18 protein-coding genes are annotated in these 24,938 nt (G+C 66.7%); 12 read left to right on the top strand and 6 right to left on the bottom strand.

Going from position 1 to position 24,938, the window contains the following annotated elements:
- Positions 1-56 precede the first annotated feature (56 nt).
- The 7 genes from A3M1_RS0100295 to A3M1_RS0100325 all read left to right on the top strand — a co-directional run bounded on the left by A3M1_RS0100295 (position 57) and on the right by A3M1_RS0100325 (position 5,858).
- Entirely contained in the window at positions 57-815 is a 759-nt protein-coding gene (locus A3M1_RS0100295) for an SDR family NAD(P)-dependent oxidoreductase (RefSeq protein WP_018386946.1), read from the top strand.
- Positions 809-1,549: an SDR family NAD(P)-dependent oxidoreductase gene (locus tag A3M1_RS0100300; RefSeq protein WP_018386947.1), complete on the top strand. Its 741-nt coding sequence runs from the start codon at positions 809-811 to the stop codon at positions 1,547-1,549. The genes A3M1_RS0100295 and A3M1_RS0100300 overlap by 7 nt, the downstream gene beginning before the upstream one ends.
- 32 nt (positions 1,550-1,581) lie before the next feature.
- A complete protein-coding gene (locus A3M1_RS0100305; RefSeq protein ID WP_018386948.1) occupies positions 1,582-2,358 on the top strand; it encodes a creatininase in 777 nt (258 codons plus the stop codon).
- Between the two features lie 205 nt (positions 2,359-2,563).
- Positions 2,564-3,520 (top strand): agmatinase, encoded by a 957-nt coding sequence (gene speB, locus A3M1_RS0100310; protein ID WP_018386949.1) that lies wholly within the window; start codon positions 2,564-2,566, stop codon positions 3,518-3,520.
- Positions 3,520-4,476, top strand: a complete 957-nt coding sequence (gene speB / locus A3M1_RS0100315; protein WP_018386950.1) for an agmatinase — start codon at positions 3,520-3,522, stop codon at positions 4,474-4,476. The genes speB (A3M1_RS0100310) and speB (A3M1_RS0100315) overlap by 1 nt, the downstream gene beginning before the upstream one ends.
- A 78-nt stretch (positions 4,477-4,554) precedes the next feature.
- On the top strand, positions 4,555-5,058 hold the full coding sequence (gene dps / locus A3M1_RS0100320) for a DNA starvation/stationary phase protection protein Dps (RefSeq protein WP_256379647.1): 504 nt from the start codon (positions 4,555-4,557) through the stop codon (positions 5,056-5,058).
- A gap of 317 nt (positions 5,059-5,375) precedes the next feature.
- On the top strand, positions 5,376-5,858 hold the full coding sequence (locus A3M1_RS0100325; RefSeq protein ID WP_018386952.1) for a MarR family winged helix-turn-helix transcriptional regulator: 483 nt from the start codon (positions 5,376-5,378) through the stop codon (positions 5,856-5,858).
- Positions 5,859-5,923: 65 nt separating this feature from the next.
- On the opposite strand, the gene A3M1_RS0100330 is transcribed toward A3M1_RS0100325, so the two are convergent.
- The 3 genes from A3M1_RS0100330 to cckA form a co-directional block, all read right to left on the bottom strand.
- Positions 5,924-7,552, bottom strand: a complete 1,629-nt coding sequence (locus A3M1_RS0100330) for an alpha-D-glucose phosphate-specific phosphoglucomutase (protein WP_018386953.1) — start codon at positions 7,550-7,552, stop codon at positions 5,924-5,926.
- 118 nt (positions 7,553-7,670) lie between these two features.
- Entirely contained in the window at positions 7,671-9,314 is a 1,644-nt protein-coding gene (gene pgi / locus A3M1_RS0100335) for a glucose-6-phosphate isomerase (RefSeq protein ID WP_018386954.1), read from the bottom strand.
- Positions 9,315-9,345: 31 nt separating this feature from the next.
- Positions 9,346-11,874, bottom strand: coding sequence for a cell cycle histidine kinase CckA (gene cckA, locus A3M1_RS0100340; protein ID WP_018386955.1), 2,529 nt, complete (start codon positions 11,872-11,874; stop codon positions 9,346-9,348).
- Between the two features lie 260 nt (positions 11,875-12,134).
- Here cckA and A3M1_RS25590 point away from each other — a divergent pair, with 260 nt between their 5' ends.
- Entirely contained in the window at positions 12,135-13,532 is a 1,398-nt protein-coding gene (locus A3M1_RS25590) for a flagellar biosynthetic protein FliO (RefSeq protein WP_198291117.1), read from the top strand.
- A gap of 171 nt (positions 13,533-13,703) precedes the next feature.
- On the opposite strand, the gene dksA is transcribed toward A3M1_RS25590, so the two are convergent.
- Together dksA and A3M1_RS0100360 are read right to left on the bottom strand one after the other, a co-directional pair.
- Positions 13,704-14,120, bottom strand: coding sequence for an RNA polymerase-binding protein DksA (gene dksA, locus A3M1_RS0100355; protein WP_018386958.1), 417 nt, complete (start codon positions 14,118-14,120; stop codon positions 13,704-13,706).
- Between the two features lie 221 nt (positions 14,121-14,341).
- Positions 14,342-15,208, bottom strand: a complete 867-nt coding sequence (locus A3M1_RS0100360) for a MipA/OmpV family protein (RefSeq protein ID WP_018386959.1) — start codon at positions 15,206-15,208, stop codon at positions 14,342-14,344.
- Between the two features lie 180 nt (positions 15,209-15,388).
- Between A3M1_RS0100360 and A3M1_RS0100365 the strand changes: the two genes are divergently transcribed.
- The 3 genes from A3M1_RS0100365 to A3M1_RS0100375 are packed head-to-tail and all read left to right on the top strand — an operon-like array spanning position 15,389 to position 18,444.
- A complete protein-coding gene (locus A3M1_RS0100365) occupies positions 15,389-15,907 on the top strand; it encodes a histidine phosphatase family protein (protein ID WP_018386960.1) in 519 nt (172 codons plus the stop codon).
- A 2-nt stretch (positions 15,908-15,909) separates the two neighbouring features.
- Entirely contained in the window at positions 15,910-17,373 is a 1,464-nt protein-coding gene (locus tag A3M1_RS0100370; protein ID WP_018386961.1) for a YcjX family protein, read from the top strand.
- Positions 17,374-17,394: 21 nt separating this feature from the next.
- Entirely contained in the window at positions 17,395-18,444 is a 1,050-nt protein-coding gene (locus A3M1_RS0100375) for a YcjF family protein (protein WP_018386962.1), read from the top strand.
- Here A3M1_RS0100375 and A3M1_RS0100380 read toward each other — a convergent pair.
- Positions 18,435-18,755: a 2Fe-2S iron-sulfur cluster-binding protein gene (locus A3M1_RS0100380; protein ID WP_018386963.1), complete on the bottom strand. Its 321-nt coding sequence runs from the start codon at positions 18,753-18,755 to the stop codon at positions 18,435-18,437. The two genes, A3M1_RS0100375 and A3M1_RS0100380, sit on opposite strands and share 10 nt — an antisense overlap.
- Positions 18,756-19,155: 400 nt before the next feature.
- On the opposite strand from A3M1_RS0100380, the gene A3M1_RS0100385 reads away from it, so the two are divergent.
- Positions 19,156-24,903 carry a hypothetical protein gene (locus A3M1_RS0100385; RefSeq protein WP_018386964.1) on the top strand — a complete coding sequence of 1,916 codons (5,748 nt, stop codon included), beginning with the start codon at positions 19,156-19,158 and terminating at the stop codon, positions 24,901-24,903.
- The last annotated feature ends 35 nt before the right edge of the window (positions 24,904-24,938 follow it).

Genomic DNA, 24,938 nt, shown 5'->3' on the forward strand with positions numbered 1-24,938 from the left:
TGGCACGTCCTCAAGGAATTCGCCGTGTCCCGCCGCTCTGACTTCCGATTCCTCCCATGACACTCGACGGCATTTCCGGCCGCGCCGTGCTCGTCACCGGCGCCAGCCGCGGCATCGGCCTCGGCATTGCCCGCGCCTTCGCCGCTGCCGGCGCGGAGCTGCACATGCTCGCCGAGGATGAGACGATCTTCGAGGCGGCCGAACGACTTGGCGCACGCGGCCACCGCGCCGACATCACCTCGGCCGGGGACGTGGCGCAGGTGGCCGACGCCCTTCCCCATCTCGACGTGCTGGTGAACAATGCCGGGCTGGAGCGTGTCACACCGTTGGACGATCCCACCCGCGAGAACGAGGCCGTCTTCCGCCGGGTGGTGGAAACCAACGTCGTCGGCACCTTCCTCGTCACCCGTGCCCTGCTGCCACGACTCACGCATGGCGGACGCATCATCAACACCGCCTCGATCTGGTCGCGCAGCGCCGAATCGCTGTTCGGCGCCTATGTCGCCTCTAAGCACGCGGTGATCGGCCTCACCAAGACCTGGGCGAAGGAACTCGGCCCGCGTGGCATCACCGTTAACGCTGTCTGCCCCGGTTGGGTGCGCACGGAGGCCTCGCTGCGCTCGCTTCACGCCATGGCAGCCCGCACCGGCATCGCACCGGAATCTCTGCTGCAGGAGATCGTGGCGGCGCAGATCCTGCCGGGTTTCATGGACCCTGAGGATGTCGCGGGAACTTATCTCTTCCTCGCCTCCGACCTTGCCGGCAACATCACCGGCCAGAGCCTGGGCGTCGATCGAGGAGAATTTCCATGGTAGCCCCCCACAAGGACCACCCACACCGGGATGCGCGGGTCATCGTTACCGGCGCAGCCAGCGGCATCGGCCGCGCCGCCGCCGATGCACTCAGTGCCGCCGGTGCCCGGGTCATCGGCTTCGACCTCCATCCGCCGCCGGACGAGACGCACTGGCCGACCATCCTGGTCAATGTGGCCGACGAGACTTCGGTCATCGGCGGCATGGAGGCGGCGACGAGAGAATTGCGCGGCCTCGATGTCATCGTCAACTGCGCCGGCATCTGCGTGGAGACGCCGCTGGCGAGCTTCGACATCGCCGCTTTTGAACGTATGGCAGCGGTGAATATGCGCGGGCCGATCCTGATGGCGCGCGAGGCGCTGAAGCGCTTCAGCGGCGAGGGGCCGGTGCGCGGGCGCATCATCAACATTGCCTCGGAACTCGCCTATCTCGGCCGTGCGGGCTTTTCTGGCTATGCCGGCACCAAGGGTGCCATCCTCACCCTTACCCGCTCCTGGGCGCGCGAACTGGGTCCCGATATTCTGGTCAATGCCATCGCGCCGGGGCCGGTGGATACGCCGCTGCTCGATTTCGATAATCTCAGCGAGGAACTGAAGCGGTTGGAGACGGGCAACCCGGCCGGCCGCGTCGGCCGGCCTGAGGAAGTCGCGCAGGCCGTGCTGTTCCTAGCAAGCCGCACCACCACTTTCATCACCGGCCAGTGCCTCAGCGTCGATGGCGGCGCGGCGATGCACTGAACCGATCAGCGATTAGCACTCAGGGGGACCGGATGGTTGACAGCGTGCGTCTCGACGAACTCAGCTGGCCGGAATTCGCGGCGAAGATCGCGGCCGGCGCACCGGTGCTGCTGCCGCTCGGCTCCACCGAGCAGCACGGGCCGCACCTGCCGCTCAATGTCGACGTGGTGCTGCCCACCGGCGTGTGTGAGCGTATCGCCCGCGAGGTCGGTGGCCTCGTCGCCCCGACAGTCGCTTATGGTTGCAAGTCGATGCCGCGCTCGGGCGGCGGCGAGCAGTTCCCCGGCACGCTCAGCGTCGACGCCCATACCTTCGCGCTGGTGCTGCGCGACGTGATCCGCAACCTTGCCCGGCAGGGTGTGCGCCGGCTGGTGGTTGTAAACGGCCATTACGAGAACCTGTGGCCCTCGGTAGAAGGCCTCGACCTCGCCCGCCGCGAGATCGCCCGCGACGGCATTTCCGACTTTACCGTGATGCGGCTGGAATACTGGGACTTCGCCCAGCGCGCGACGCTGGAGAGCATATTCCCCGCCGGCTTCCCCGGCATCGAGTTGGAACATGCCAGCCTGATGGAGACATCGCTGATGATGGTGCTGCGGCCGGATCTGGTCGAAATGGAGAAGGTGCCGTCCGATGGACCCGCGACTTTCCCACCCTATGACCGCTTCCCGGTTCCCGGCGATTTCGGCCTGCCGCCCTCGGGCGTGCTGGCGGTGGCCACTGGCTCGACCGTGGAAAAGGGCGAGGCGTTGATGGCCGACTACGTCACCCATATCAGCGCCGCCATCCGCAAGGAATTCGGGCTGTGAGCACGGATGTGAGGGCGGCACTCTTCTGCGTCCTTCGAGGCCCGGCTGCGCCGGGCGCCTCAGGATGACGACCGCCATACGCTACCTGACGTCCGTCATGCTGAGGAGCGGGGCTTGCCCCGCGTCTCGAAGCACGCAGGCTCCTTAGCCGGGCACAAGCCCGACAGAAGATGACCCGAGCACCTTCACATCATCCAGGTTCACCATGCCCGACATTTTCGAGCCGCTCGATTCCGGCACCGTTCCCCGCTTCGCCGGCCTCCCCACCTTCATGCGGCTGCCGGTGGCACAGCCTTCCGAGGTCGACGTCGCCATCATCGGCGTGCCCTTCGACCTCGGCACCACCAACCGCGCCGGCACCCGCCACGGCCCGCGCGAATTGCGCAACCAGTCGAGCCTGATGCGGCGCGTGCACCACGTCACCGGCCTCTCGCCCTATGACCGCGCCCGCGTCGCCGATTGCGGCGATGTCATCATCGATCCCTTCGACCTGATGCGCTCGCTCGACATCATCACCGCCCATTATGAAGACGTACGCGCGGCGGGTGCGCTGCCGCTCACCGCCGGCGGCGACCATCTCATCAGCCTGCCGATCCTGCGCGGTCTGGCGAAGAACGGCCCCGTCGGGCTCATCCAGTTCGACGCCCATTCCGACACCTACGACACCTTCTTCAACGGCTCGAAATACACCCACGGCACGCCGTTCCGCCGCGCCATCGAGGAAGGGCTCGTCGACCCGAAGCGCTTCGTCCAGATCGGCCTGCGCGGCGCCATCTCCGACGCCGGCAATTATGATTACGCCCGCGACATGGGCGTGCGCATCATCTTCATCGAGGAGTTCATGGAGCGTGGCGTCGCCGATGTGATGGCGGAAGCACGCGCCATTGTCGGCGACGCGCCGACCTATGTCACCTTCGACATTGACGGCATCGACCCCTCTCAGGCACCGGGAACCGGCACGCCGGAGATCGGCGGCTTCTCGACCCGTGAAGCGCAGGCGATGGTGCGCCTGCTCGACGGACTGAACATCATCGGCGCCGATCTCGTGGAGGTCGCACCTCCCTTCGACCCGTCCGGCCTCACAGCGCTCACGGGCGCGACGATCATGTTCGAATTGCTCTGCGTGCTCGCAGGCGTAGTTGCGACGAAGGGGGCACGCTGATGGCTCATGGCTATGAGGGCGGCCGGCTCGACCTTCCTTTCGTCGGCATCTGCACGTTCGGCAAGTACCCGCTCCAGCTCGACTGGGACAGGATCGACGCCGATGTCGCCATCCTCGGCGCGCCGTTCGATCTCGGCACGCAATGGCGCTCAGGGGCGCGCTCCGGTCCGCGCGCCATCCGCGAGGCGTCGACGCTGTTCTCCTTCGGCCACGCCGGGGCCTATGACCATGAGGACGACGTCACCTATCTGGCGGCGGAGACCACACGCATCGTCGATGTCGGCGACGCCGACATGATTCACACCGATACCGAGGGCAGCCACGCCAATATCGAGTATGCCGTGCGCAAGATCCTCGCGGCCGGCGCGCTGCCCGTGGTGCTCGGCGGCGATCATTCCGTCAACATTCCCTGCATCGAAGCCTTCTCCGAGCAGGAGCCGATCCATATCGTCCAGTTCGACGCCCATCTCGACTTCGTCGACGAGCGCCACGGCGTGCGCCGCGGCCATGGCAACCCGCTGCGCCGGGCGGCTGAGAAGCCTTATGTCACCGGCCTTACCCAACTGGGCATCCGCAACGTCTCCTCCACCGCGCGCGAGGGCTATGAAGCTGCCCGGAGCATGGGGTCGGACATCCTGTCGGTGCGCCAGATCCGCCAGCTGGGAACGGAAGCGGTGCTGGCGCGCATTCCCGCAGGGAGGCGCTACTATGTCACCATCGACATTGACGGCTTTGACCCCTCCATCGCCCCAGGAACCGGTACGCCGAGCCATGGCGGGTTCACCTATTATGAAGTGCTGGAACTGCTTGACGGGCTGACCAGACGCGGCAATGTCGTCGGCGTCGACCTTGTCGAGGTGGCCCGCGAATATGATCCCTCCGGCGTCACCGCCATTCTGGCTGCCCAGGTGTTGCTCAACTTCATCGGACGGATTCTTCACCGCCGGGGCTCTTGAATACCGTTCGATCGGTCCAATCTTCTCCCTGACGGTGCATATTCCGCACCGCCCGACCGCCCAATGCGGGGCAGTCACATGAAGAGGACTCCCATGCCCGTCCACGACACCGCCAACGACGTCCCCTCCAACGCCAAGAACGTTGCCATCGAGCTGCTCAACGCCAACCTCGCCGCAGGCATTGACCTCTCACTGGCGATCAAGCAGGCACATTGGAACCTGAAGGGGCCGCAGTTTATCGCCGTGCATGAAATGCTCGACGGCTTCCGCGCCGAAATGGACGGCCATACCGACACCATGGCCGAGCGCGTCGTTCAGCTGGGTGGGACAGCGCTTGGCACCACGCAGGCTGTTGCCGAAGGAAGCCCGCTGAAGCCGTATCCCACGGACATCTATGCCATCCCCGAGCACCTTAAGGCGCTGGCCGAACGTTTTGGCGCGGTGGCCAACAATGTGCGCAAGGCGATTAACGATTCCGACGACGCGGGCGACCCGACGACGGCCGACATCTTCACCGCGGCTTCACGCTCCCTCGATAAGGCGCTCTGGTTTCTCGAATCGCATCTCGAAGTCCCGCGCTAACTGGATCTGAGTTCCGACTTTCTCAGTCCGAACCCTTGCGGCTGGCAGAGCTTGCAATGTTGCAGCCTGCCGGTCGGTGATTTTCCGTGGACCGAAGCGCCCCTCTCATAATTACGTTGGCGACTGCCCCAATTTCTCAATAATCTACTGGCCAACATCATCGCCATTCTGTTCGTGACGGCCCCCGTCACGAACAGAAGCATTGGCGGGCACATTGACCGCGGGCGATACTGGGACGGGAAACGTCAGGCATGAGGTCAACCGCACGAAGAGCTTCCCCGGCAGTTGAAACGGCCGAAACCTCCGACGCGCCGCAAGTGGCGTTTCCGGCAACGGCCTTTGCCGACCCACCGGCAGGCGCGACGCCCGTTACCCATTGGGAGATCGGACGACTGATCGAACGCGCCCATCGTCGTTTCCTGGACGTGCTGCGCGCCGAGTTGACACGTCTCGGGGTCGACGACATCAGCCCATCTCAGGTCATGCTGCTGTTCACGATTGGCACTGACGAGCTTTCCGTCCGCGACCTGTTGGAGCGCGGCCACTATCTCGGTTCAAATGCCTCCTACAATCTCAAGCAGTTGGTGGATGCCCACTATATCCATCGCACCGCGTCGCAGCGGGACAGGCGATCGGCCCGCCTGCGCCTGAGCGCCAAGGCGCAGAGCCTATGTGACGCTATCCGCACGACCCATGACAGCCGGCAGATCGGCCTGGACGGCGACCCGACCGGCGAGCTTGGCATCGCCTATGGCGTGCTGCGCCGGCTGGAACTGCACTGGACCGGCGCCCTGCGTTGAGGCGCCGGCATTTCCCCCGGCCAACCGCCGTGACCGGAGGCCGAGTGCGTCTCTTGGGAAGTTGCTCAGGTGATGACGGTTGGGGCGCTCCGGCCGGTGCGGCCTTCTATGTCCGCCAAGTCACGGGCGATCTGCACCAGGCCGGCTAGCGCGTCCTGGGTGTCAAGGTCATGGCGGGTCGGATCCGGTTCAAAGCGCTCAAGATAGAGCCGCAACGTCGCCCCCGCCGTGCCGGTTCCGGAGAGGCGATAGACGAGGCGCGAGCCATCGGTGAAGAACACCCGGATGCCCTGCTTGGTCGTCATCGAACCATCGATCGGGTCGTGATAGGCGAAATCATCCGCGCGCTCGACCGTCAGCCCGTTGATGACAGTACCGGGCAACGTATCAAGCCGCGCCCGAAGATCCGCCATCAGCGCATCAGCGGCCGCGCTGTCGACCTCCTCATAGTCATGGCGGGTGTAATAGTTGCGCCCATAGGCTTCCCAGTGCTCGGCCACGATCTCTGCCAGACTCTGCCGGCGCGCGGCGAGAATGTTGAGCCACATCAGCACGGCCCAGAGCCCGTCCTTCTCGCGCACATGATTCGAGCCGGTGCCGAAGCTCTCCTCGCCGCACACGGTGGCGAGACCGGCATCGAGTAGATTGCCGAAGAACTTCCAGCCCGTCGGCGTCTCGTAGCATTTCACGCCGAGCTTCTCGGCCACCCGGTCCGCCGCGCCGCTGGTCGGCATGGAACGGGCGATGCCGGCGATGCCATCCTTGTAGCCCGGCGCCAGATGGGCATTGGCCGCGATGATCGCGAGCGAATCCGACGGCGTCACGAAACGCCCGCGGCCGATGATCATGTTGCGGTCGCCGTCGCCATCCGAAGCGGCGCCGAGATCGGGCCCGTCTTCCGACATCAGGAGATCGTTCAATTCCTTGGCGTGGACGAGATTCGGGTCGGGATGGTGGCCGCCGAAATCCGGCAGCGGCTCTCCATGCATCACCGTGCCCGACCGAGCGCCCAGAGTTTCCTCCAGGATCGCTGCCGCATAGGGGCCCGTTACAGCGCTCATCGCGTCGAAGCGCATGGTGAAGCCGGAGGCGAACAGGTCGCGGATGGCGTCGAAATCGAACAGCTCGCCCATCAACTCGGCATAGTCCTCGACCGGGTCGATAACGTCGACCACCATGTCGCCGATGCGGGTGATGCCGAGCGCGTCGAGATCGACATCGTCGGCGTCCATGATCTGGTATTCACGGATCGTCTTCGTCCGCTCGAAGATGGCATCGGTGACATGCTCGGGGGCCGGGCCGCCATTGCCGATATTGTACTTGATGCCGAAATCGCCGTGCTCGCCGCCTGGATTATGGCTGGCGGAAAGAATGATGCCGCCGAACGCCTCGTGCTTGCGGATGACGCAGGAGGCCGCCGGCGTCGACAGGATGCCGCCCTTGCCGACCAGTACCCGGCCAAATCCGGCCGCGGCCGCCATCTTGATGACGATCTGGATCGCCTCGCGATTATAAAAGCGCCCGTCGCCGCCGATCACCAGCGTTTCGCCCTCGAAGGCATCAAGACTGTCGAACAGGCCCTGCACAAAGTTCTCGATGTAGTGCGGCTGCCGGAAGACCGTGACCTTCTTGCGCAGGCCGGAGGTGCCGGGCTTCTGGCCTTCAAACGGCGTAGTGGCGACGACGCGGATCATGCTCGCTCCCGGGCTATGCTCGACTCATCCCCGGCGGCCGCAGCCGAGCCGGGATCATTAGACGTTTGGCGGGCGGTCCCGGTTCCCGCCAAGGGCGGGTCCGGGACCGCGCCTGACTTTATTTGGCCACGAGATGGCGGAGCAGACCGGCCGCCGAGGTCGAGACGCTGTCGGGGGCGACGCCGCTTTCAACCGCCGGCAGCAGCGTGCTGGCGAGTTCCTTGCCGAGTTCGACGCCCCACTGGTCGAAGCTGTTGATGTTCCACACGGCGCCCTCGACGAACACGCGGTGCTCATAGAGCGCAATGATGCGCCCGAGCGTGTAGGCATCGAGCGTCTCATAGGCGAGGGTCACGGAGGGGCGGCTGCCGGTGAAGACGCGGTGCGGGGCGATCTTGTCGGCGGTGGCCTCGTCGCGGCCGGCGGCGAGAAGCTGCGCCTTCGCTTCTTCCAGCGAGCGCCCACGCATCAGCGCCTCGGACTGCGCAAGGCAATTGGCGATCAGCATGGCATGCTGGCGCTTGAGGCCCGGCTCGGCTTCTTCCGCATGCCCACGGGCGGCGATCAGGAACTCGACCGGAATCGGACTGGTGCCCTGGTGGATAAGCTGGAAAAAGGCGTGTTGGCCATTGGTGCCGGGCTCGCCCCAGACCACCGGCCCGGTGTCATGGGCCACGGTCTTGCCGTCAAGCGTCACATGCTTGCCGTTGCTCTCCATGTCGAGTTGCTGGAGATAGGCCGGCAGCCGCGCCAGATGCTGGTCATAGGGGATGACTGCGCGCGTGGCATAGCCGCACACGTCGCGGTGCCAGAGACCGACAAGGGCGAGGAGGACCGGGAGGTTCGTCTCAAGCGGCGCGGTGCGGAAGTGCTCATCCATCGCATGGCCACCGGCAAGGAAGCGGCGGAAATGCGCTTCACCCACGGCGATCATGACAGGCAGGCCGATCGCCGACCACACCGAGTAGCGCCCGCCGACCCAGTCCCAGAAGCCGAACACCCGGTCTGGCGCGATGCCGAAGGCGGCAACCTTGTCGAGCGCCGTAGAAACAGCGGCGAAGTGGTTCGCCACCGCCGCCTCGCCCAGCGCCTCGACGATCCAGTGCCGGGCACTCGCGGCGTTCGACATGGTCTCCTGGGTAGTGAAGGTCTTGGAGGCGACGATGAACAGAGTGGAGGCCGGATCGAGGTCCTTCACCGTGTCGTAGAGATGGGCGCCGTCGACATTGGACACGTAATGAGCGCGCGGACCGTCGTGATAGGGCGTCAGCGCGATGGTCGCCATAACAGGTCCGAGGTCGGAGCCGCCAATGCCAATATTCACCACATCGGTGATCGGCTTGCCCGTCCAGCCCTTCAGCGCGCCCGAGCGGATGCCCTCGGAAAAGGCCGCCATGGCGGCGAGAACGGACGCCACGTCGGCACGCACATCCTGCCCGTCGACGACGAGCGGCGTCTCGCCCGGATCGCGCAGCGCCGTATGCAGCACAGCCCGATCCTCGGTGAGGTTGATGTGCTCGCCCGAACACATCGCCTCGCGCTTGGCCTCGACGCCGGCCGCGCGGACCAGGTCAAGCAGCAGGTCGAGCGTGCGCGCGGTCAGCGAACATTTAGAGAAATCGAGCAGCATGTCCTCGAAAGAGACGGAGAAGCTGGCGAAACGGTCGGGATCGGCGGCGAATAGGCTCGCCACCTTTTCCTCGGCCCGGGAAGCATGGTCGGCGGCCAGAGCCTTGAAAACGTCCTCGGTCGCTGCGCTCATCTCATCCTCCAGACGGTCCCCTCGCGGGACATTACTCGGTTCGGCCCGGCTCGCTCCGGCCCATGCTCGCCTTCACCGCCTCGATCAGTTGCTTGAGGGTGAACGGCTTCGGCAGGAAGCCGAAATCCGCGCCCTCCGGCAGGTTCTTGGCGAAGGCTTCCTCGGCATAACCCGACATAAATATCACCTTGATGTCGGGATGGGTGGGGCGCAACTCTTTCAGCAGCGTCGGGCCGTCCATTTCCGGCATCACCACATCGGAAAGGATCAGTTCGACCTCGCCGGGGTGCTGCGCCATCACCTCCAGCGCCTCGACTCCGGAACCCGCCTCCAGCACGTGATAACCACGCGACATCAGCGCACGGGCGGCGAAGGCGCGCACCGCTTCCTCATCCTCCACCAGCAGCAGCGTTCCCCGTCCGGTGAGGTCAGTGGCCTTGGCCGGAAGCTCGGGCTCCGGCGCGCGCGGCGCCAATTCGGCAGCATCGGGCACATGGCGCGGCAGGAAGACCCGGAAAACAGAGCCCTGCCCCATCTCGCTGTCGACCTGCAGCGTGCCGCCCGTCTGTTTGACGATGCCGTAGACGGTCGAGAGCCCGAGGCCGGTGCCCTTGCCGACCTCCTTGGTGGAAAAGAAGGGCTCGAAGATCTTATCGAGAATGTCAGGCGGGATGCCGGTGCCGGTGTCCGCCACCTCGACCAGCACATGGTCGGCCTCCGGCAGCCCGGCCTCGGCATAGGACACGCTTTGTACGGCGCTGACATTGGCGGTGCGAATGGTGAGCGTGCCCCCCTTGGGCATGGCGTCGCGGGCATTGACGGCGAGATTGACGATGACCTGCTCGAACTGATTGAGATCCGCCTTCACCGGCCAGAGGTCGCGCTCCTCCTTGACCTCCAGCTTGATCGTCTCGCCCAGCAGGCGGCGCAGCAGCATGGTGAGGTCGCTCATCACGTCGCCGAGGCGCAGCACCTGCGGGCGCAGGGTCTGCCGGCGCGAGAAGGCCAGCAGTTGGCGAACCAGGCCCGCCGCGCGGTTGGCATTCTGCTTGATCTGCATCACGTCCTGGAAGGACGGGTCAGTGGGCCGGGCATTGGCCAGCAGGAGGTCGGAATAGCCGATGATGGCGGTCAGCACATTGTTGAAGTCGTGCGCGACGCCGCCGGCGAGCTGACCGACGGCCTGCATCTTCTGCGACTGGGCAAACTGGGCCTCCAGGGCCCTCTGCTCGGTCGTCTCGATCACATAGACGATCGCCGCCTCGCGGGCGCCGGCGCCATCCTCGACCGAGGCGAAATAGAGGCGCGCCGAGCGCCCACCCTCGCGCTCCAGCACGATGTCCAGCGGCGCGGCGGGTGCTTGCCCGTGCACCGCTGCCGCCAGTGCTAGCTCCAATGCGTTGCGCGCCGCCTCCGGCACGATGTCGACGATGCGCCGACGCTCGTCCTCGCGGCCGCCGAACAGCCGGGCGAACATGGCATTGGCGCGGACGATGCGACCTTCCACATCGACCTCGGCGATGGCGATCGGCGAATTGTGGAAGAAACGCGCAAAGCGCACCTCGGCCGCGCGCGCCGGATCGGCGGCATTGTCCTCACGCGAGCGGTTGACCACCAGGGTGCGCGACGCGCCGGGGGTTCCGTCTGAGGCGTAGGCAACCCGATGCCAGAGACGGGCCGGCAGCGGCTGGCCGTTCTTGCGCCGGAGGTCGAGGTCGAGCACCTCAGTACGGACCCCACCGGGCAGCGGCGCCATGCCGGTCAACAGAGCCGCCGCAGGACCGGGCACGATGTCGCCGACAGAAAGGCCGCCGGGGCCGAACTCGGCGAGATCGTAGCCGAGCCAGTCCACCAGCGTGGCGTTAATGTAATGGATCGCCCCGCCAGCCGCCGAAAAGAACCCGGCCGGCGCGTGATCGAGATAGTCGATGGCGTGCTGCAGTTCGAGGAAGGCCGTCTCTTGCCGCTCGCGCTCGCGGGTCAGGTCGCTCACCGTCCACACGGTGGCACGCACGCCCTTGCCGGAATTGGCCGCACGCCGCGCGCCGAGCCGGAGCCAGCGCACCGGCTGACCGGGGCCGGCGAGGCGCACCTCTTCGACAGTTGCACGGCCCTCGCGAACCCCTTGCACCAAGCGATAAACCGCCTCGGAGGCATCTGGGTCGCTGGTGAACAAGCGTTCAACCGGCCGCGCATCCGCAGGCGCGGCGGCGCCGGTGATCTCGCAATAGCGTGGATTGGCGTAGAGCACACGCCCCAGCGTGTCGACGATACTCACCCCCTCGGGTGCGCTGTCGACGATTCGGCGGGCGAGTTCATCGCGCAGGTCCGGCGCGCCGAAGCGCAGTAGGCCAGCGGCGTAGGCGAAAAGTGCAAAGACGCCGATGACGGCCAGAACGGTCAGCAGCCCGATGATCCACGGGTCGGCGCGGTCCCGCCCCAGCAGCAGCAGCGAGACCACGGCGCCGACAAGCGCAAGTGCCACCAGAAGCACCAGCCTTATGCTGCCGCCGATCTCGCTTCGGTCGATGGTGGGATCGTCGCGTCCGCCGTTCGCCATATCCAAGCCAGAAGCCTTTCGCTGCCGCCACCGACGCAGCGCAGCGAGGCGATTCAACCTTTCCTTCTTGGTGCCTGACACGCTCCCCGGGGGCAAGGCCCGATTAGGTTTATCCGCCGCCAGCATCGAGTTCCGAGCCGGCGAATGGCCGGAAAGGGGCGCGGGGCTTGCCCGGCGCGCCCTTACGCGACACAAAGGGCGCTTGTGATCGGCCTGTGCGACGCCTGCGCAGGCCTTCGGCCTTGCAGGAGATGTGGCTCATGATGGATGTACTGGCCGATCTCGGATCGCTCGCCGTGCCGATCCTCGCCCTTGTCGGGCTGATCGTGCTGGCGGGCGTTGTCGTGTGGCTCGGGCGCCGGGCCCGGCGCAACCGAAGCCACGGCCTGGTTGCTGGCCACCGGCTAGCGGTGATCGACCATATACAGATCGACGACACCCGACGCCTCGTGCTCATCCAGCGCGATGATGTCCAGCACCTCGTCGTGCTCGGCGGAGGCAGCGACTTTCTGGTGGAAAGCGGCATCGGCGCCATCCATGCCCGTGCACCTCAGCATCCGAACGTGCCCCCCCGCGGCCCCGAACCGGCACGGGGCCCCGAGCCGATGCGGCCGCACGAGCCGCCTGTCCCGCACGACCCACTACGGGCGGCCGAACCATTGCGCGCGGCGGAGCCCCAGCGCGCGAGCCCGCTACGCACCGAGCCATTGCGCGAACCGCCCCGCAGTCCGCGCGACGTGCCGCCGCCACTTCCCGCAGCCGCACCGCGGCCGCCTCGCCCCACTCCTCTGCCGCCTGAGGCGCGCGCACTTGTCGAGCCACGTCCGACGATGGTGTCGCGTGGCCCGGCACGCGATATCCCACTCGAGACGGCTGCCCTTGCTCCTGCCCCCATGGCACCGGCGCCCATCGTCGCGGCGCCGCCCTTTGCCCGACGGTCGGCGGAGCCTCGCATCCAGGGCCCCGACGAACTGCGGGGGCCAGCGCCGGCATTTCATGCGCCGCATCCCCCCCAGCCGGCACCGATGGCTCACCGCCCGGAAACGGTGATCGCGCCGCCCTCCGAGCCGGAGACAGGCGCACGGCTGACGGTCAAGGTCGATCCGCTTTTCGCTGACATGGCCGACCATCTCGAGGAGGCGCTGCGACGCCCGACACTTCCCAACGATGGCGAGGCCAGCCGCCAGCCGGGACAGATTCTGCAGCCCACGGCGATCACCTCGCCGGCCTTCGAGCGCGCCCTTGAGCGGGCGATCGACCGTCCGACCGCGGCTGTGCGCGGGCCCGAAATGCAGAGACTGGAAGAACCGAGGCGTCCGGCCGGACCTTCCGCCGTTGCCCCGACCCCGGTTATCCCCGCCCCGGCAGCGGCCGTAGCGGCGCCCGTTGCGACCGCGCCTGTCACTCATGCGGGGCCGCCCGTGGTTGCACAGCCCGAGGCACCCGTCCCCACCCCGTCCGCGCCCGAAATTCGCCTGGAGGTGAGCCCTCCGGAGGCACCCCCGACGGGGCCGTCGGCGCCGCCGATCCGCGCCATCGACATGTTCGCGCCGGAGATCGACCTTCCAGCCGCCGCCGGCGCAATGCCGCCGACCGAGCCGACCGACCTGTTCGAGGAAGAAATGGCCAATCTTCTGGGCCGAAACCGCCGCCCCTGAGCGCAAGGCGGCCGAACCTAAGGCGTTGCAACGAAAAAGGGCGACCCGTCATGCGGGCCGCCCTTTTTCATATCCCTTTGCCGCCGCTTCTCTATGAGACGCCCGAACGGTCGAGACGTTAACGCGCCTTTAACGCCGAGCTTCCCGAAAACGGGCGCTCATCGACCGCCCTTAGTCGTCGCGGTAGACACGCTCGCGACGCTCATGGCGCTCCTGCGCTTCGATTGAAAGCGTGGCAATAGGCCGAGCCTCAAGCCGTTTGAGCGAGATCGGCTCGCCGGTCTCCTCGCAATAGCCGTAGGATCCGTCGTCAATCCGCTCAAGCGCCGATTCGATCTTGGCGATCAGCTTGCGCTGACGGTCTCGCGCCCTGAGCTCAATGGCGCGGTCGGTTTCCGACGATGCGCGATCGGCAATGTCAGGGTGGTTCTGATTCTCGTCCTGAAGGTGCTGAAGCGTCTCTTTCGCCTCGCGCAGGATGTCTTCCTTCCACTGCAGCAGCTTCTGGCGGAAATACTCCCGCTGCCGCTCGTTCATGAAAGGCTCGTCCTCGCGGGGGCGATACTCTTGGTCGATCTCAACCGACATCGGCCTTGGTCCTCGTTTTCCGGGGGCACCCCTATCGGGCGGAGCTTATATCGCCCCGCCCCGCCCCGCACAACACCTCACAGCGTCATGCGGGTGACACAAAATGCCGGATTTTTCAGCAGCTTGAGCGCCAAAACGAGGCAGAGGGCAGGCTTTTCTGCCTGCCGCGGTAATAGTCCACGCCGCCGCCAGCCGCGAGGCCGGTAATGGAACCCGCGCGCCTATTCGAAACCGAGGAAGAAGGTGTAGGAGAGCGAAACGCCCGCCTGAAACTGGTTGCGGTCGCCGTGCTGCACAACGAGCGGGCTGTCGGCCGCATCGTCCATCAGATATTTGTATTCGGCGAACACCGAACCGGTGATGTTCTCGGTGAAACGCTTCACCACCTGACCGCCGAAGCCGACCGAATAGATGCCGCCACCCGCCTGATAGGGCGTCAGCGGGTTGCCGAGCGCCTGGGCGAAGGCCGCCTCCGTCGGCGTGATTCCATAATAGGTGTCGATGTAGCCCGAGCTCGCCAGCGTCATGCGCGGGCCGGCCGAAAGGGTGACACCCCAGAGTTCCGGGCTGAAATGGATCGCGTCGACCGCGAAGTCCGCCACCACGCCCTCGAACCCGCCGAAGCCGTAGCGAACGTCACCGCGCAAGCGCAGCCAGTCCATCGGGAACCACTGGGCGTAGCCGCCGATCTGGAAGGCGTAATCAATGTCCGACGTACCGCGGAGCGCGGCGGCATTGGACGCATCGCGCTTCATGTCCATCGTGCCGGTGATGCCGGCTTCGAACGTGCCGTTATCGAACAGGGCGATGCTGGGATTATCGTTGAAGCTGCTGAAGCGGCTGAGCCTGTCGGCGCGGGTGATGCTGATGATCGGCTTGAAGCCAAACTCGTAGTCTTCCGAGCCCATCCAGTTCGGCACCGCCATGACATAGCCGCCGACCGTTACCGTCCACTGACGATCCGTCGCCTCCGCCTTGGCGTAGGTCGGATCACCTTTGTAAGCCATGTCAGCGGCCTGGGCCATCGAGGCCGTCACGCCGAGCGCCCCCGCGACAACCATCACACCAGCGAAGCCGACTGACCGCATTGCAACCATCCTGTGAAACCCAGAGCGTATTCCTTACAGCAACCTAGCATCCAAGTGGTTGCCGAAAAGTCACTTAACGCGCGTCAATCATTTGGACGTTAAGCGGCGCTCACGCTCGCACCCGCCGCGGTCGTGCCTATATGTTGATTGTTCTTCTCCATCGGGCCTTACGCGAACCTCATGCTGCGCCTCATTCTCCTGCGTCACGCCAAGTCCGCTTGGCCGGACGGTGTCGCCGACATTGACCGCCCTCTCGCCGGGCGGGGCGAGCGCGCTGCGGCCGCCGTCGGCGCCTATATGGCGCAGGAAGAACTGCTCCCGGCGCGCATCTTCGTCTCGCCGGCGCGCCGCACCATCGAAACCTGGGAAATCGCCACCCGCGACTGGCCTTCACATCCCCTGCCCGCCTACGAGCGCAGTATCTACGAGGCGCCTGCCGCCAATCTGATGCGCCTAGTCAAGGCGCAGGACGAAGTCTCGCCGCTGATGCTCGTCGGGCACAATCCGGGGATGGAGGACTTTACGACTCTTCTGTTGCGGCGCGAGCAGCGGGCCAAGGTGCTGCCGAAATTCCCTACCGGGGCCCTCGTCGTCATCGACGTACCGGTCACGAACTGGTCCGACCTCGAACCGGGCATTGGCACGCTGGAGCGCTTTGTTACGCCGCGCGCGCTCGGCGTGCAGAAGGAGAAGGACTAGCCGTGCTGTCGCGCTTCGACTGGCTGCTGGACGAGGCGCGCCTGACGGCGCAGACCCTCATCGACCGGGCCGAGGACCTCGCAAGCCCGACGCTGCGGCTCGGCATTACCGGCCTGTCGCGGGCGGGCAAGACCGTTTTCACCACGGCACTGATTCATGCGCTGATGCGTGGCGGACGGATGCCGGTCTTCCGCGCCATGCATGAGGGACGAATCGCCACTGCGCGGCTGGAGCCGCAGCCCGATGACGGCGTGCCGCGCTTCGACTATGAGGGCCATCTGGCGACGCTGGTGGATGACCGTCGCTGGCCGGAATCGACCCGCCGGATCAGCGAGTTGCGCCTTGCCATTGATTACGCGCCCGCGCGCGGCGGACAGCGCACGCTGACCCTCGACATCGTCGACTATCCCGGCGAGTGGCTGCTCGATCTGCCCCTGCTCGACCAGTCCTTCGCCGATTTCTGCACCAACAGTCTGGCGCTCGCCCGCGCGGCGGCCCGCCGCCCGCTGGCCGGCCCGTTTCTCGCCGCTCTGGACGCGACCGATGTCAGCGCCCCGGCCGACGAGACCGAGGCACGCCGGCTGGCCGCGCTATTCACCGACTATCTCGCCGCCTGCCGATCCGAGACTGTGTCGATGAGCCTGCTGCCGCCCGGCCGCTTCCTCATGCCAGGCGACCTCGAAGGCTCGCCTGCACTCACCTTCGCCCCGCTGGATCTCGCCGACGGAGCGGCTGCTCCCACCGGGTCGCTGCACGCAATGATGGAGCGGCGGTTTGAGGCCTACAAGGAGCGCATCGTCCGCCCATTCTTCCGCGACCATTTCGCCCGGCTCGACCGGCAGATCGTGCTGATCGACGTTTTGTCCGCGCTCAATGCCGGGCCGGCAGCGCTGGCCGACCTCGAATCGGCGCTGGACGGCATCCTCGCCGCGTTCCGCATCGGCCGAAACTCGTGGCTTTCAGCCCTGTTCCGCCATCGCATCGGCAAGGTGCTGTTCGCCGCCACCAAGGCCGATCACCTTCACCACACCAGTCATGACCCGCTGGAGGCGATCTTGCGCCGCCTGGTCGAGCGTGCGCTGGCGCGAGCGGAAGGCGCGGGCGCCGATATCGATATGGTGGCCATTGCTGCCGTCCGGGCGACGCGCGAGGCGATGGTCAAGCGCGGCAGGGCGCATCTGCCGGCCATCGTCGGCGTGCCGGAGGCCGGCCAGCACGGCGCCGACGCCTTTGACGGTCTGGCCGAGGCCGCCGTCTTTCCCGGCGACCTGCCTGAAAACCCATCCGCCCTGTTCGATCCTGCCCACGGCTTCAGCGGGCTATCGGACGCGGCAGGGGGCGATTTCCGGTTTCTGCGCTTCCGTCCGCCGCAGGTGGAGCGCAACGCCGATGGGCTCGCTTTGCCGCTCCCCCATATTCGTCTCGATCGCGCGCTGGAATTCCTGCTCGGCGATCGGCTCAAATAGAACCCGCAGAAACAGAATCGCATGAGCGACCGCACCCCTCGCCGCCCACAGGCCTTTCGTCTCGACGATCCCGGCGTCGTGCTGGCCGAAGAAGGCCACGCCGCCCCGCGCGGCGCTGTCGTCGTCACCCCGACCCCGACGGAAAGCGCGGACGACCTCGCCCCCCTTCCACTACCCCCACCCAAGACCTCGCGCTGGGGCCAGCTATTCTGGACCGGGCTGGGCGGGCTTGTGAGCCTTGGCGTCGGCCTGGCGGTGACGAAACTCGTCGAGGATCTGTTCGCCCGCGCTGACTGGCTCGGCTATGTCGGCCTCGCCTTCGCGCTCGCGCTGGCGCTGGCGAGTCTGGCCATTCTGGCGCGAGAAGCCTTCGGGCTGATGCGGCTGCGCACGCTCAATCATCTGCGCGAACAGGCCGCCGAGGCGCTGGCGAAGGACGACCGGCGGCTGGCTGAAACGGTGACGACGGAACTGTTAGCCATCGCCGCCACCTCGCCACGCCTGTTCCGCGCCCGCACGGAACTCTCAAGCCATCTCGGGGCGATTATCGACGGCGCCGATCTCATCCGGCTCACCGAGCGCCAGCTGATGGGGCCGCTTGACGCCGAGGCGACACAGTTGGTGTCGAACGCCTCCAAACGTGTCTCGGTCGTCACCGCCGTCTCGCCGCGCGCTGCGGTGGACCTCATTTTCGTGCTGGTGACGGCCATCGGGCTCGTGCGTCGGCTGGCGCTGCTCTATGGGGGGCGGCCCGGCGCGCTCGGAATGGTGCGGCTGTTCCGGCAGGTCGTCACCCACCTCGCCGTCACCGGCGGCATGGCGGCAGGCGATTCGCTGATTCAGCAAGTGGTTGGCCACGGCATCGCCGCCAAACTCTCGGCTCGGCTCGGCGAGGGAGTCGTTAACGGCCTGCTCACCGCCCGACTCGGCATCGCCGCGATCGAGGTCACGCGGCCTCTGCCCTTCGTTGCACTGCCTGCGCCGGCGCTCGGTGACGTTGCATCCGGTCTGATCAGCCGAGGCGAGCTCAAAGAGGCCCAGAAGCCCACCTCGGATCGCGCTCAGCCCTGATTTTCGGGCGTGCGGACAACGAGGCCGTCAAGCGGCTCGGTGATCTTGATCTGGCAGGACAGCCGCGAGGTTGGCCGCACATCGGAGGCAAAATCGAGCATGTCCTCCTCCATCGGGCCGGGCTCTCCGGTGGCGGCCTGCCATGCTTCGTCCACATAGACATGACATGTGGCACAGGCGCAGGCGCCGCCACATTCGGCGTCGATTCCCGGGACGCCGTTGCGGATCGCCGCTTCCATCACGGTGGCGCCAAGCTGGGCTTCCACGGTGCGCTCGGTGCCGGTGGCGTCGATGAAGGTGATCTTGGGCATGGGGCGGAGCTTCAGTGATTTTGAATGACTACAGGAAGGTTCGCCCTAGATAGCTGCCGGACGCCTGGAATGCCAGCGGGGTCGCGCAGGAACGGCGCCACCAAACTGGTACCGTCCGGTACGATTCGACCGGACAGAGTGCTTTTGGGTGTTCCTGCCGGGAGGGTGAATCAGAGGTTTCGGAATGTGGTAAACAGGGCGTTAACGATAACTGAAATCGCCGTGTTAACCCCCGTTCCATTTTTCATGGTCAAGAGCGTAGGATAAAGGTGCGGGGAACTGGCGTTCCTCTCGTCAAGTGCGGACCTTCTCCCGCTGACGGGAATACCACAACTCCGCGAAACCCCGGCCCGACGGCGAAAGCCGGTCGGAGTAGAGTACGGACCGGAGGCAGGCGCCGATGTCGACGAATACGAAGAAGGTTCAGCAGGATCCCGCCGAGGCCGCCTTGTCGGCTATCGAGGAGGCTCTGAGTCTCGACCACTCGCCCGATGACGGCTTCGCCCCATCGGCGCAGGACGACTTCGAGCTTCCCCCGGCCCGCGAGCCGGAGGGCCCGCGCATCGAAACCCGGGCTGGCGCTGGCGGCGAGGCTGGTTCCTCGCGCTTTCTCGATGACATCGACCTGTTCGGCGACACGACGGACCCGCAGGACCTGGAAGCCTCTTCGCTCGACGATGACGGTTTCACCCTGACGGAAGCCGATCTTGCCGAAGCCTCGGAGCTCGATCGGAGCAGCGAGCCGAATTTTGACTTTGCCACCTCCGCCAGCGAAGCGGACCTTGCCCCGGTCGCCCCCGCCCTTGCAGCGAGCGCGGCGGCCTCCGGTGCCGCGGCCGCCCTGACGCGCGGCGAGACCCGTGCGGAAAACGAGTCGTCGGATACGTCGCGGTCTGGCCCCAAGGGGCGACGTGCGGCCAATGACGACCGCGAGAGCATCGGCCAGCTGCTGTCCTCGCTCCAGCGCCGGCCGTCCTCGGGCCCCTATGTTCTCGCGACCGTCGCCTCGCTCGCCTGGCTCGTCGCCGGCGGGGTGCTGCTGCAGGCCCAGTTTGGCGGCTTGACCGGCAACCTCGCCGCGATGGTGAACGCCCCCGGCTTCCTCGCCGGCGTCGCGGCGATCATCATCCCGCCGATCTTCTTCCTCGTGCTCGCCGCCATGGTGCGGCGCATGCAGGAGATGCGGATCGTGGCCTATTCGATGGCGCAGGTCGCCATCCGCCTGGCCGAGCCGGCCCGGACTCCGTCCCCGGCGCCCGCCCCGGTCCCCGCGCCAGCTGCTGCCGCGACGGGCGCCGCGCTTCCCGCGATCCAGATGCCCGCGGGCGTCTCGCCGGACACCCTCGCCCAATATGCCGGCCTGGAGCAGGCCGTCACCCGCGCCAGCGAGGCGGAAGCATTCGTGCGGGGCGAAGTCGCGGCTCTCGCCCAGGCCTATGACGACAACAATCGCAAGATGCATCAGCTGATCGAGCGCCTGCAGCTCGAACGCGATGCCATACTGACCCAGACGGAGCATGTGCGCGAGACAATTGCCTCCTCGCACTACACCTTTGCCGAGGAAGTCGGCAACGTCAGCGAGCGCATCAACGAGACCGTCATGCTGGCCGCCGACCGGGTGGCCCATACGCTTTCCGACCGTGGCGAGCACATCACCCTCGCGCTCGGCCGCGTCGGCGACACCATCATTGAGGCCCTGTCCGACAAGGGCGGCGACCTCATCGACCGGCTGCAGGCAACGGGCTCGGAGGTCAACACCAACCTCTCCGACGCCAGCGACCACCTCATCTCCACCCTGTCGGCGCAGAGCGAGCAGATCGGCGACCGCCTCTCTGGTGTCACCACCCAGCTGACCGACACGCTGTCCTCCCGGACCGACGACATCAGCCGCCAGCTGTCCGGCGCCACCGACACCCTGTCAAAGACGCTCACCGCACGGTCGGACGAAATCGGCCTGCGCCTTGCCGGCATCGCCGAGAACCTCACCGACACCCTGGCCTCGCGCACGGATGCGATCAGCCGCCAGCTCTCCGGCGTCACCGAGAACCTGTCCGACACCCTCGCCACCCGGACGGACGAGATCAGCCGTCAGCTGTCTGGTGTCACCGAGAATCTGAGCGACACCCTGGCCGCACGCACGGACGAGATCGGCGATCGCCTGCTCCGTACCGCCGCCGAGCTGTCGCATGTGGTGAATTTGCGCACCGAAGAGATGGGCGACAAGCTTTCCGCCACCACCATCAACCTCACCAGCACCCTCACCGCCCGTTCCGACGAGATCACCGACGCGCTGGTGAGCACCGGCACGCGGCTGGCCGATGAGATCGCCATTCGGGCCAGTCAGGTCAATCAGACGCTCAAGAGCACCGGCGACGCGCTCGTGCTCGACCTCTCGGTGCGCGGCGGCGAAGTCGTCCGCAAGCTGGAGGAAACCGGCAACCGGGTGGCCGACACCATCACCGTGCGCGGCGATGACCTTGCCGACCGCATTGCCGACACTGGCAACCGCATCTACGACGCTGTCGCCGTGCGCGGCGCCGAGCTTGAGCGCCTCTTGGGCGAAACCGGCCAGCGCGTCGTCCACCAGCTCTCGCAGGCCGGCACCGGCATTCACGACGCCCTTGCCGAGGCGGCGGGCCGCGTCTCGCAGGATATCGACTATCGCGGCCAGGCCCTGACCCAGCAGCTCGCCCATGTCGGCGCCGAGGCGGCGCAGACCCTTGCCGACAATGGTGCCCGCGTAACCGAGCAGTTCCGCGAGGCGGCCGACTATCTCGCCTCCGACCTGACCACGCGCAGCGAGAATATGCGCGACCATCTGGAGCAGCAGTTCCGCAACATCGAGGATCTTGTCAGCGTCCGCGGCGGCGAGATCGCCGACCGCATCTCGACCGACACCTCGACGCTCGGCCGCCAGATCGTCGACGGTCTGCGCGACTTCGATACCGTCCTTCACAGCCATGGCGGCGAGCTCGTTCAGCGGATTTCGGACCGCGTCGAGGCCGTCACCCGCGCCATCGACACCAACCTCTCCGGCTTCGACGACCAGGTCTCCAACAAGGCCGAGCAGGTCGCCGCCGCGCTCGACATGCGTATCGCCAATATCGAAGGCGTGCTGGATCGGGGCGTCGACGGCCTCAACGAGACGCTCGGCAACCGCACCGTCGAATTCGCCCACACGCTGTCGGAAGGCGCGCGCCAGGCGAATGACGCGATGAGCCAGTCGCTGGAAATGCTGAGCAGCTTCTTCGACGAGCGCGCCGGCACCATCACCGACCAGCTGTCGCAGCACATCGACCAGGCCGACCGCACCCTCGCCGCCCGGGCTCAGGACATCGCGACGTCTCTGGACGATCGGGTCGGCCGCTTCGAGGCGACCGTCGTCAGCCGCATCGACAATGTCGCCACTTCGGTAGAGGTCCGCGGCGCTGCCATGGCCGACCTTCTCGGCCAGCGCATCGGTGCGGTCGCCGGCCAGCTTCGCACCGAAGCCGCCGAGATCGAAAGCAGCCTGACCTCGCTCGCCGACAATGTCAGCCGCACGCTGGTCGATCGCGCCGGCGAAGTGACGACGCTGTTCGATTCCCGCACCGACGAGATCGCGCGCATCGTCGAAGAGCGCGGCAACGGCCTTCTCACGGCGCTGGAAGACCGCAGCATCTCCATCACCAGCGAGATCGCCCGCGCCAGCACCGAACTGCTCTCGGCCATCGACGATCACCGCCAGAACCTGGTGACGGCGCTCGACACCACCCGCAACGGTGCTGTCTCCGACATCATGCGCGCCAGCGACGACCTGCTGAACACGTTGGAAACCCGTTCAGACGCCATCATCTCGGCCTTCGAGACGGCGACGACCGGCCGCGCCGACCAGTTGATGCAGATCAGCGGCGATGTCGTTTCCTCGCTCCAGCAGATCACCGGCGATGTCGCGGCCTCGCTCCAGGCGGCCGGCGGCGAAGTCACCGCCTCGCTGCAGTCGGTCGGCAGCGACGTCAATTCCTCGCTCAGGCTTGCCACCGGCGAGGTGTCGACCTCGTTGAAGCAGATCGGCGGCCAGGTCACGCAGGAGATTGCCCGCGCTGGCGACACGCTGCTCAGCGAGTTCGATGGACGCGGCGCCCAGTTGGTGGAAAGCGCCCGCCAGGCGACCGAAATCGCCTCCAGCGAGTTCTCCCGCCTCGTCGACGAGTTCGACGGGCGCGGCGCCCAGCTGGTGGACAGCGCCCGTCAGGCGACCGGCATCGCCTCCGGCGAGTTCTCCCGCCTCGTCGACGAATTCGACGGTCGCGGCGCCCAGCTGGTCGAAAGCGTACGCCAGGCGACCGGCGGGGTTTCCGAGGAGTTCGCCCGCTTCGTCGACGAGTTCGGCGGCCACGGTGTCCAGTTCGTCGACAGCGCCCGCCAGGCGACCAGTGTCGCCTCCGAGGAGTTCGCCCGGCTTGCCGAGGAATTCGCGGCGTCGCTCGAAGGCCGCGGCAGCGGCCTGATCGAGGCGATCGCGGCCAGCGGCAGGTCTGCGGTGGCGGAAATCGCCGCCACCAACGAGGCGCTGCAGGGAGACGTCACCGGCCTGCTGGAACGACTTGGCGATGTAAACGTCCAGCTTCAGGACGTGCTCGCCAGCTCGGTCAACAACCTCGCCGAAACCGAGAAGACCATCACCGAGCGACTGGAAGCCTTCCGCAGCACCGTCACCAATGTCGAGGAAGCCAGCACGCTCGCCTCCTCTCGCATGGATGAGCAGATCCGCGATCTGCGTGCCGTCTCCACCGACGTCCTCAAGGATGTCGCCCGGCTCAGCCACTCCTTCGGCGAGCAGGCGAACCTCATCACCAACGTCGCCAACGCCCTTGGCAACGCGCATGAGAACCTCGACGACACGCTCGGCGGCCGGCACGAGGCGCTTCTTGCCCTTGCCGAGCAGGTTTCCGGGCGCACGGCTGAGCTGGACGCGCGGCTGTCGCACTACACCAGCACGCTGGAAACCACCTTCGGCCGCGCTGAGGAGCGCGTGGGCGCCATCTCCCAGTCCATCCTCGCCGCGGCCAGCACCTCGACTGACGCTATCGTGCGCCAGCAGAAGGAAGTGCGAGAGACGACGGAAGCCGAGCGCGAGCGCACTGTCGCCTCCCTGCATGAAACCTATGAGCAGGCCGTGCGCGAGGTCGACACGCTGATGCGCCAGGCCAATCAAGGCTTCTCCGGCGCCGCCCAGGCGCTGCGTGCCTCCGTTCTCGACATCCAGCGCCTGCTGGAGACGACCCGCGAGGAACTCAAGCGCGGCATCCTGGAACTGCCGGAGGAAACCGAGGCCAACGCTTCCGCCATGCGCCGTACGGTGGCCGAGCAAATCAAGGCCTTGGCTGAGCTGAACGAGATCGTCTCGCGACACGGCCGTACCCTCGACGTCGATGCCGGGCCGCGCCCGCGCCTCGCCGGCCCGCTGGTTGGCCCGGCGCCGCTCCCGGCCGCGCCGCTGGCATCCGCTCCCCGCGCGCCGGTCTCGCGTGCCCAGCCGGCCGCGCCGCGTCCCGAACCGGCCCGCTCGGAAGCGCCCTCCTATTTCGATCCGCCACGTGGCAACGGCAATGGCGGCGCCCTGCCGCAGCGCCGCGCCAACATCGCCGCGCCGGCCCCGGAGCGTGGCGGACCCGACAAGGGCGGCTGGCTCTCCGAGCTGTTGGCCCGGGCGTCCGATGGCGAAGGCCCGGCACCGACCGGCACCGTTCCCCGTAGTGTTCCTGTCACGCCCCCGCGCAATTTTGATCCGCGCCAGGGGCAGCCGGAACGGCCGGTGCACCACACCATCGAGTCGCTCGACTCGCTGTCGGTGGATATCGCTCGGATGATCGACCACGAGGCCGCGGTCGATCTGTGGGAGCGCTACAAGAAGGGTGAGCGCAACGTCTTCACCCGCCGGCTCTACACCATGCAGGGGCAGCAGACCTTCGAGGAAATTCGCCGCAAATACCGGCGCGACCTCGAATTCCGTGACACGGTCGACCGCTATATCGGCGAGTTCGAGCGGCTGCTTGAGCAGGTCTCGCGCGACGAGCGCGGGCAGGAACTGACCAAGACCTATCTCACTTCGGATACGGGTAAGGTCTACACGCTGCTCGCCCACGCCGCCGGCCGTTTCGACTGACGCACCCCTGGGCCGACGTCGCCTGATGAGGCCCC

Origin of the sequence: Ancylobacter sp. FA202 (assembly GCF_000380205.1) — a bacterium.
Taxonomy (GTDB): domain Bacteria; phylum Pseudomonadota; class Alphaproteobacteria; order Rhizobiales; family Xanthobacteraceae; genus Ancylobacter.

What these genes read in the sequence shown, in the direction of transcription:
- A3M1_RS0100295 (WP_018386946.1), top strand. Translation starts at nt 57, where the DNA reads ATGACACTCGACGGCATTTCCGGCCGCGCCGTGCTCGTCACCGGCGCC.
- A3M1_RS0100300 (WP_018386947.1), top strand. Translation starts at nt 809, where the DNA reads ATGGTAGCCCCCCACAAGGACCACCCACACCGGGATGCGCGGGTCATC.
- A3M1_RS0100305 (WP_018386948.1), top strand. Translation starts at nt 1,582, where the DNA reads ATGGTTGACAGCGTGCGTCTCGACGAACTCAGCTGGCCGGAATTCGCG.
- speB (WP_018386949.1), top strand. Translation starts at nt 2,564, where the DNA reads ATGCCCGACATTTTCGAGCCGCTCGATTCCGGCACCGTTCCCCGCTTC.
- speB (WP_018386950.1), top strand. Translation starts at nt 3,520, where the DNA reads ATGGCTCATGGCTATGAGGGCGGCCGGCTCGACCTTCCTTTCGTCGGC.
- dps (WP_256379647.1), top strand. Translation starts at nt 4,555, where the DNA reads ATGAAGAGGACTCCCATGCCCGTCCACGACACCGCCAACGACGTCCCC.
- A3M1_RS0100330 (WP_018386953.1), bottom strand. Translation starts at nt 7,552, where the DNA reads ATGATCCGCGTCGTCGCCACTACGCCGTTTGAAGGCCAGAAGCCCGGC.
- pgi (WP_018386954.1), bottom strand. Translation starts at nt 9,314, where the DNA reads ATGAGCGCAGCGACCGAGGACGTTTTCAAGGCTCTGGCCGCCGACCAT.
- cckA (WP_018386955.1), bottom strand. Translation starts at nt 11,874, where the DNA reads ATGGCGAACGGCGGACGCGACGATCCCACCATCGACCGAAGCGAGATC.
- A3M1_RS25590 (WP_198291117.1), top strand. Translation starts at nt 12,135, where the DNA reads ATGATGGATGTACTGGCCGATCTCGGATCGCTCGCCGTGCCGATCCTC.
- dksA (WP_018386958.1), bottom strand. Translation starts at nt 14,120, where the DNA reads ATGTCGGTTGAGATCGACCAAGAGTATCGCCCCCGCGAGGACGAGCCT.
- A3M1_RS0100360 (WP_018386959.1), bottom strand. Translation starts at nt 15,208, where the DNA reads ATGCGGTCAGTCGGCTTCGCTGGTGTGATGGTTGTCGCGGGGGCGCTC.
- A3M1_RS0100365 (WP_018386960.1), top strand. Translation starts at nt 15,389, where the DNA reads ATGCTGCGCCTCATTCTCCTGCGTCACGCCAAGTCCGCTTGGCCGGAC.
- A3M1_RS0100375 (WP_018386962.1), top strand. Translation starts at nt 17,395, where the DNA reads ATGAGCGACCGCACCCCTCGCCGCCCACAGGCCTTTCGTCTCGACGAT.
- A3M1_RS0100380 (WP_018386963.1), bottom strand. Translation starts at nt 18,755, where the DNA reads ATGCCCAAGATCACCTTCATCGACGCCACCGGCACCGAGCGCACCGTG.
- A3M1_RS0100385 (WP_018386964.1), top strand. Translation starts at nt 19,156, where the DNA reads ATGTCGACGAATACGAAGAAGGTTCAGCAGGATCCCGCCGAGGCCGCC.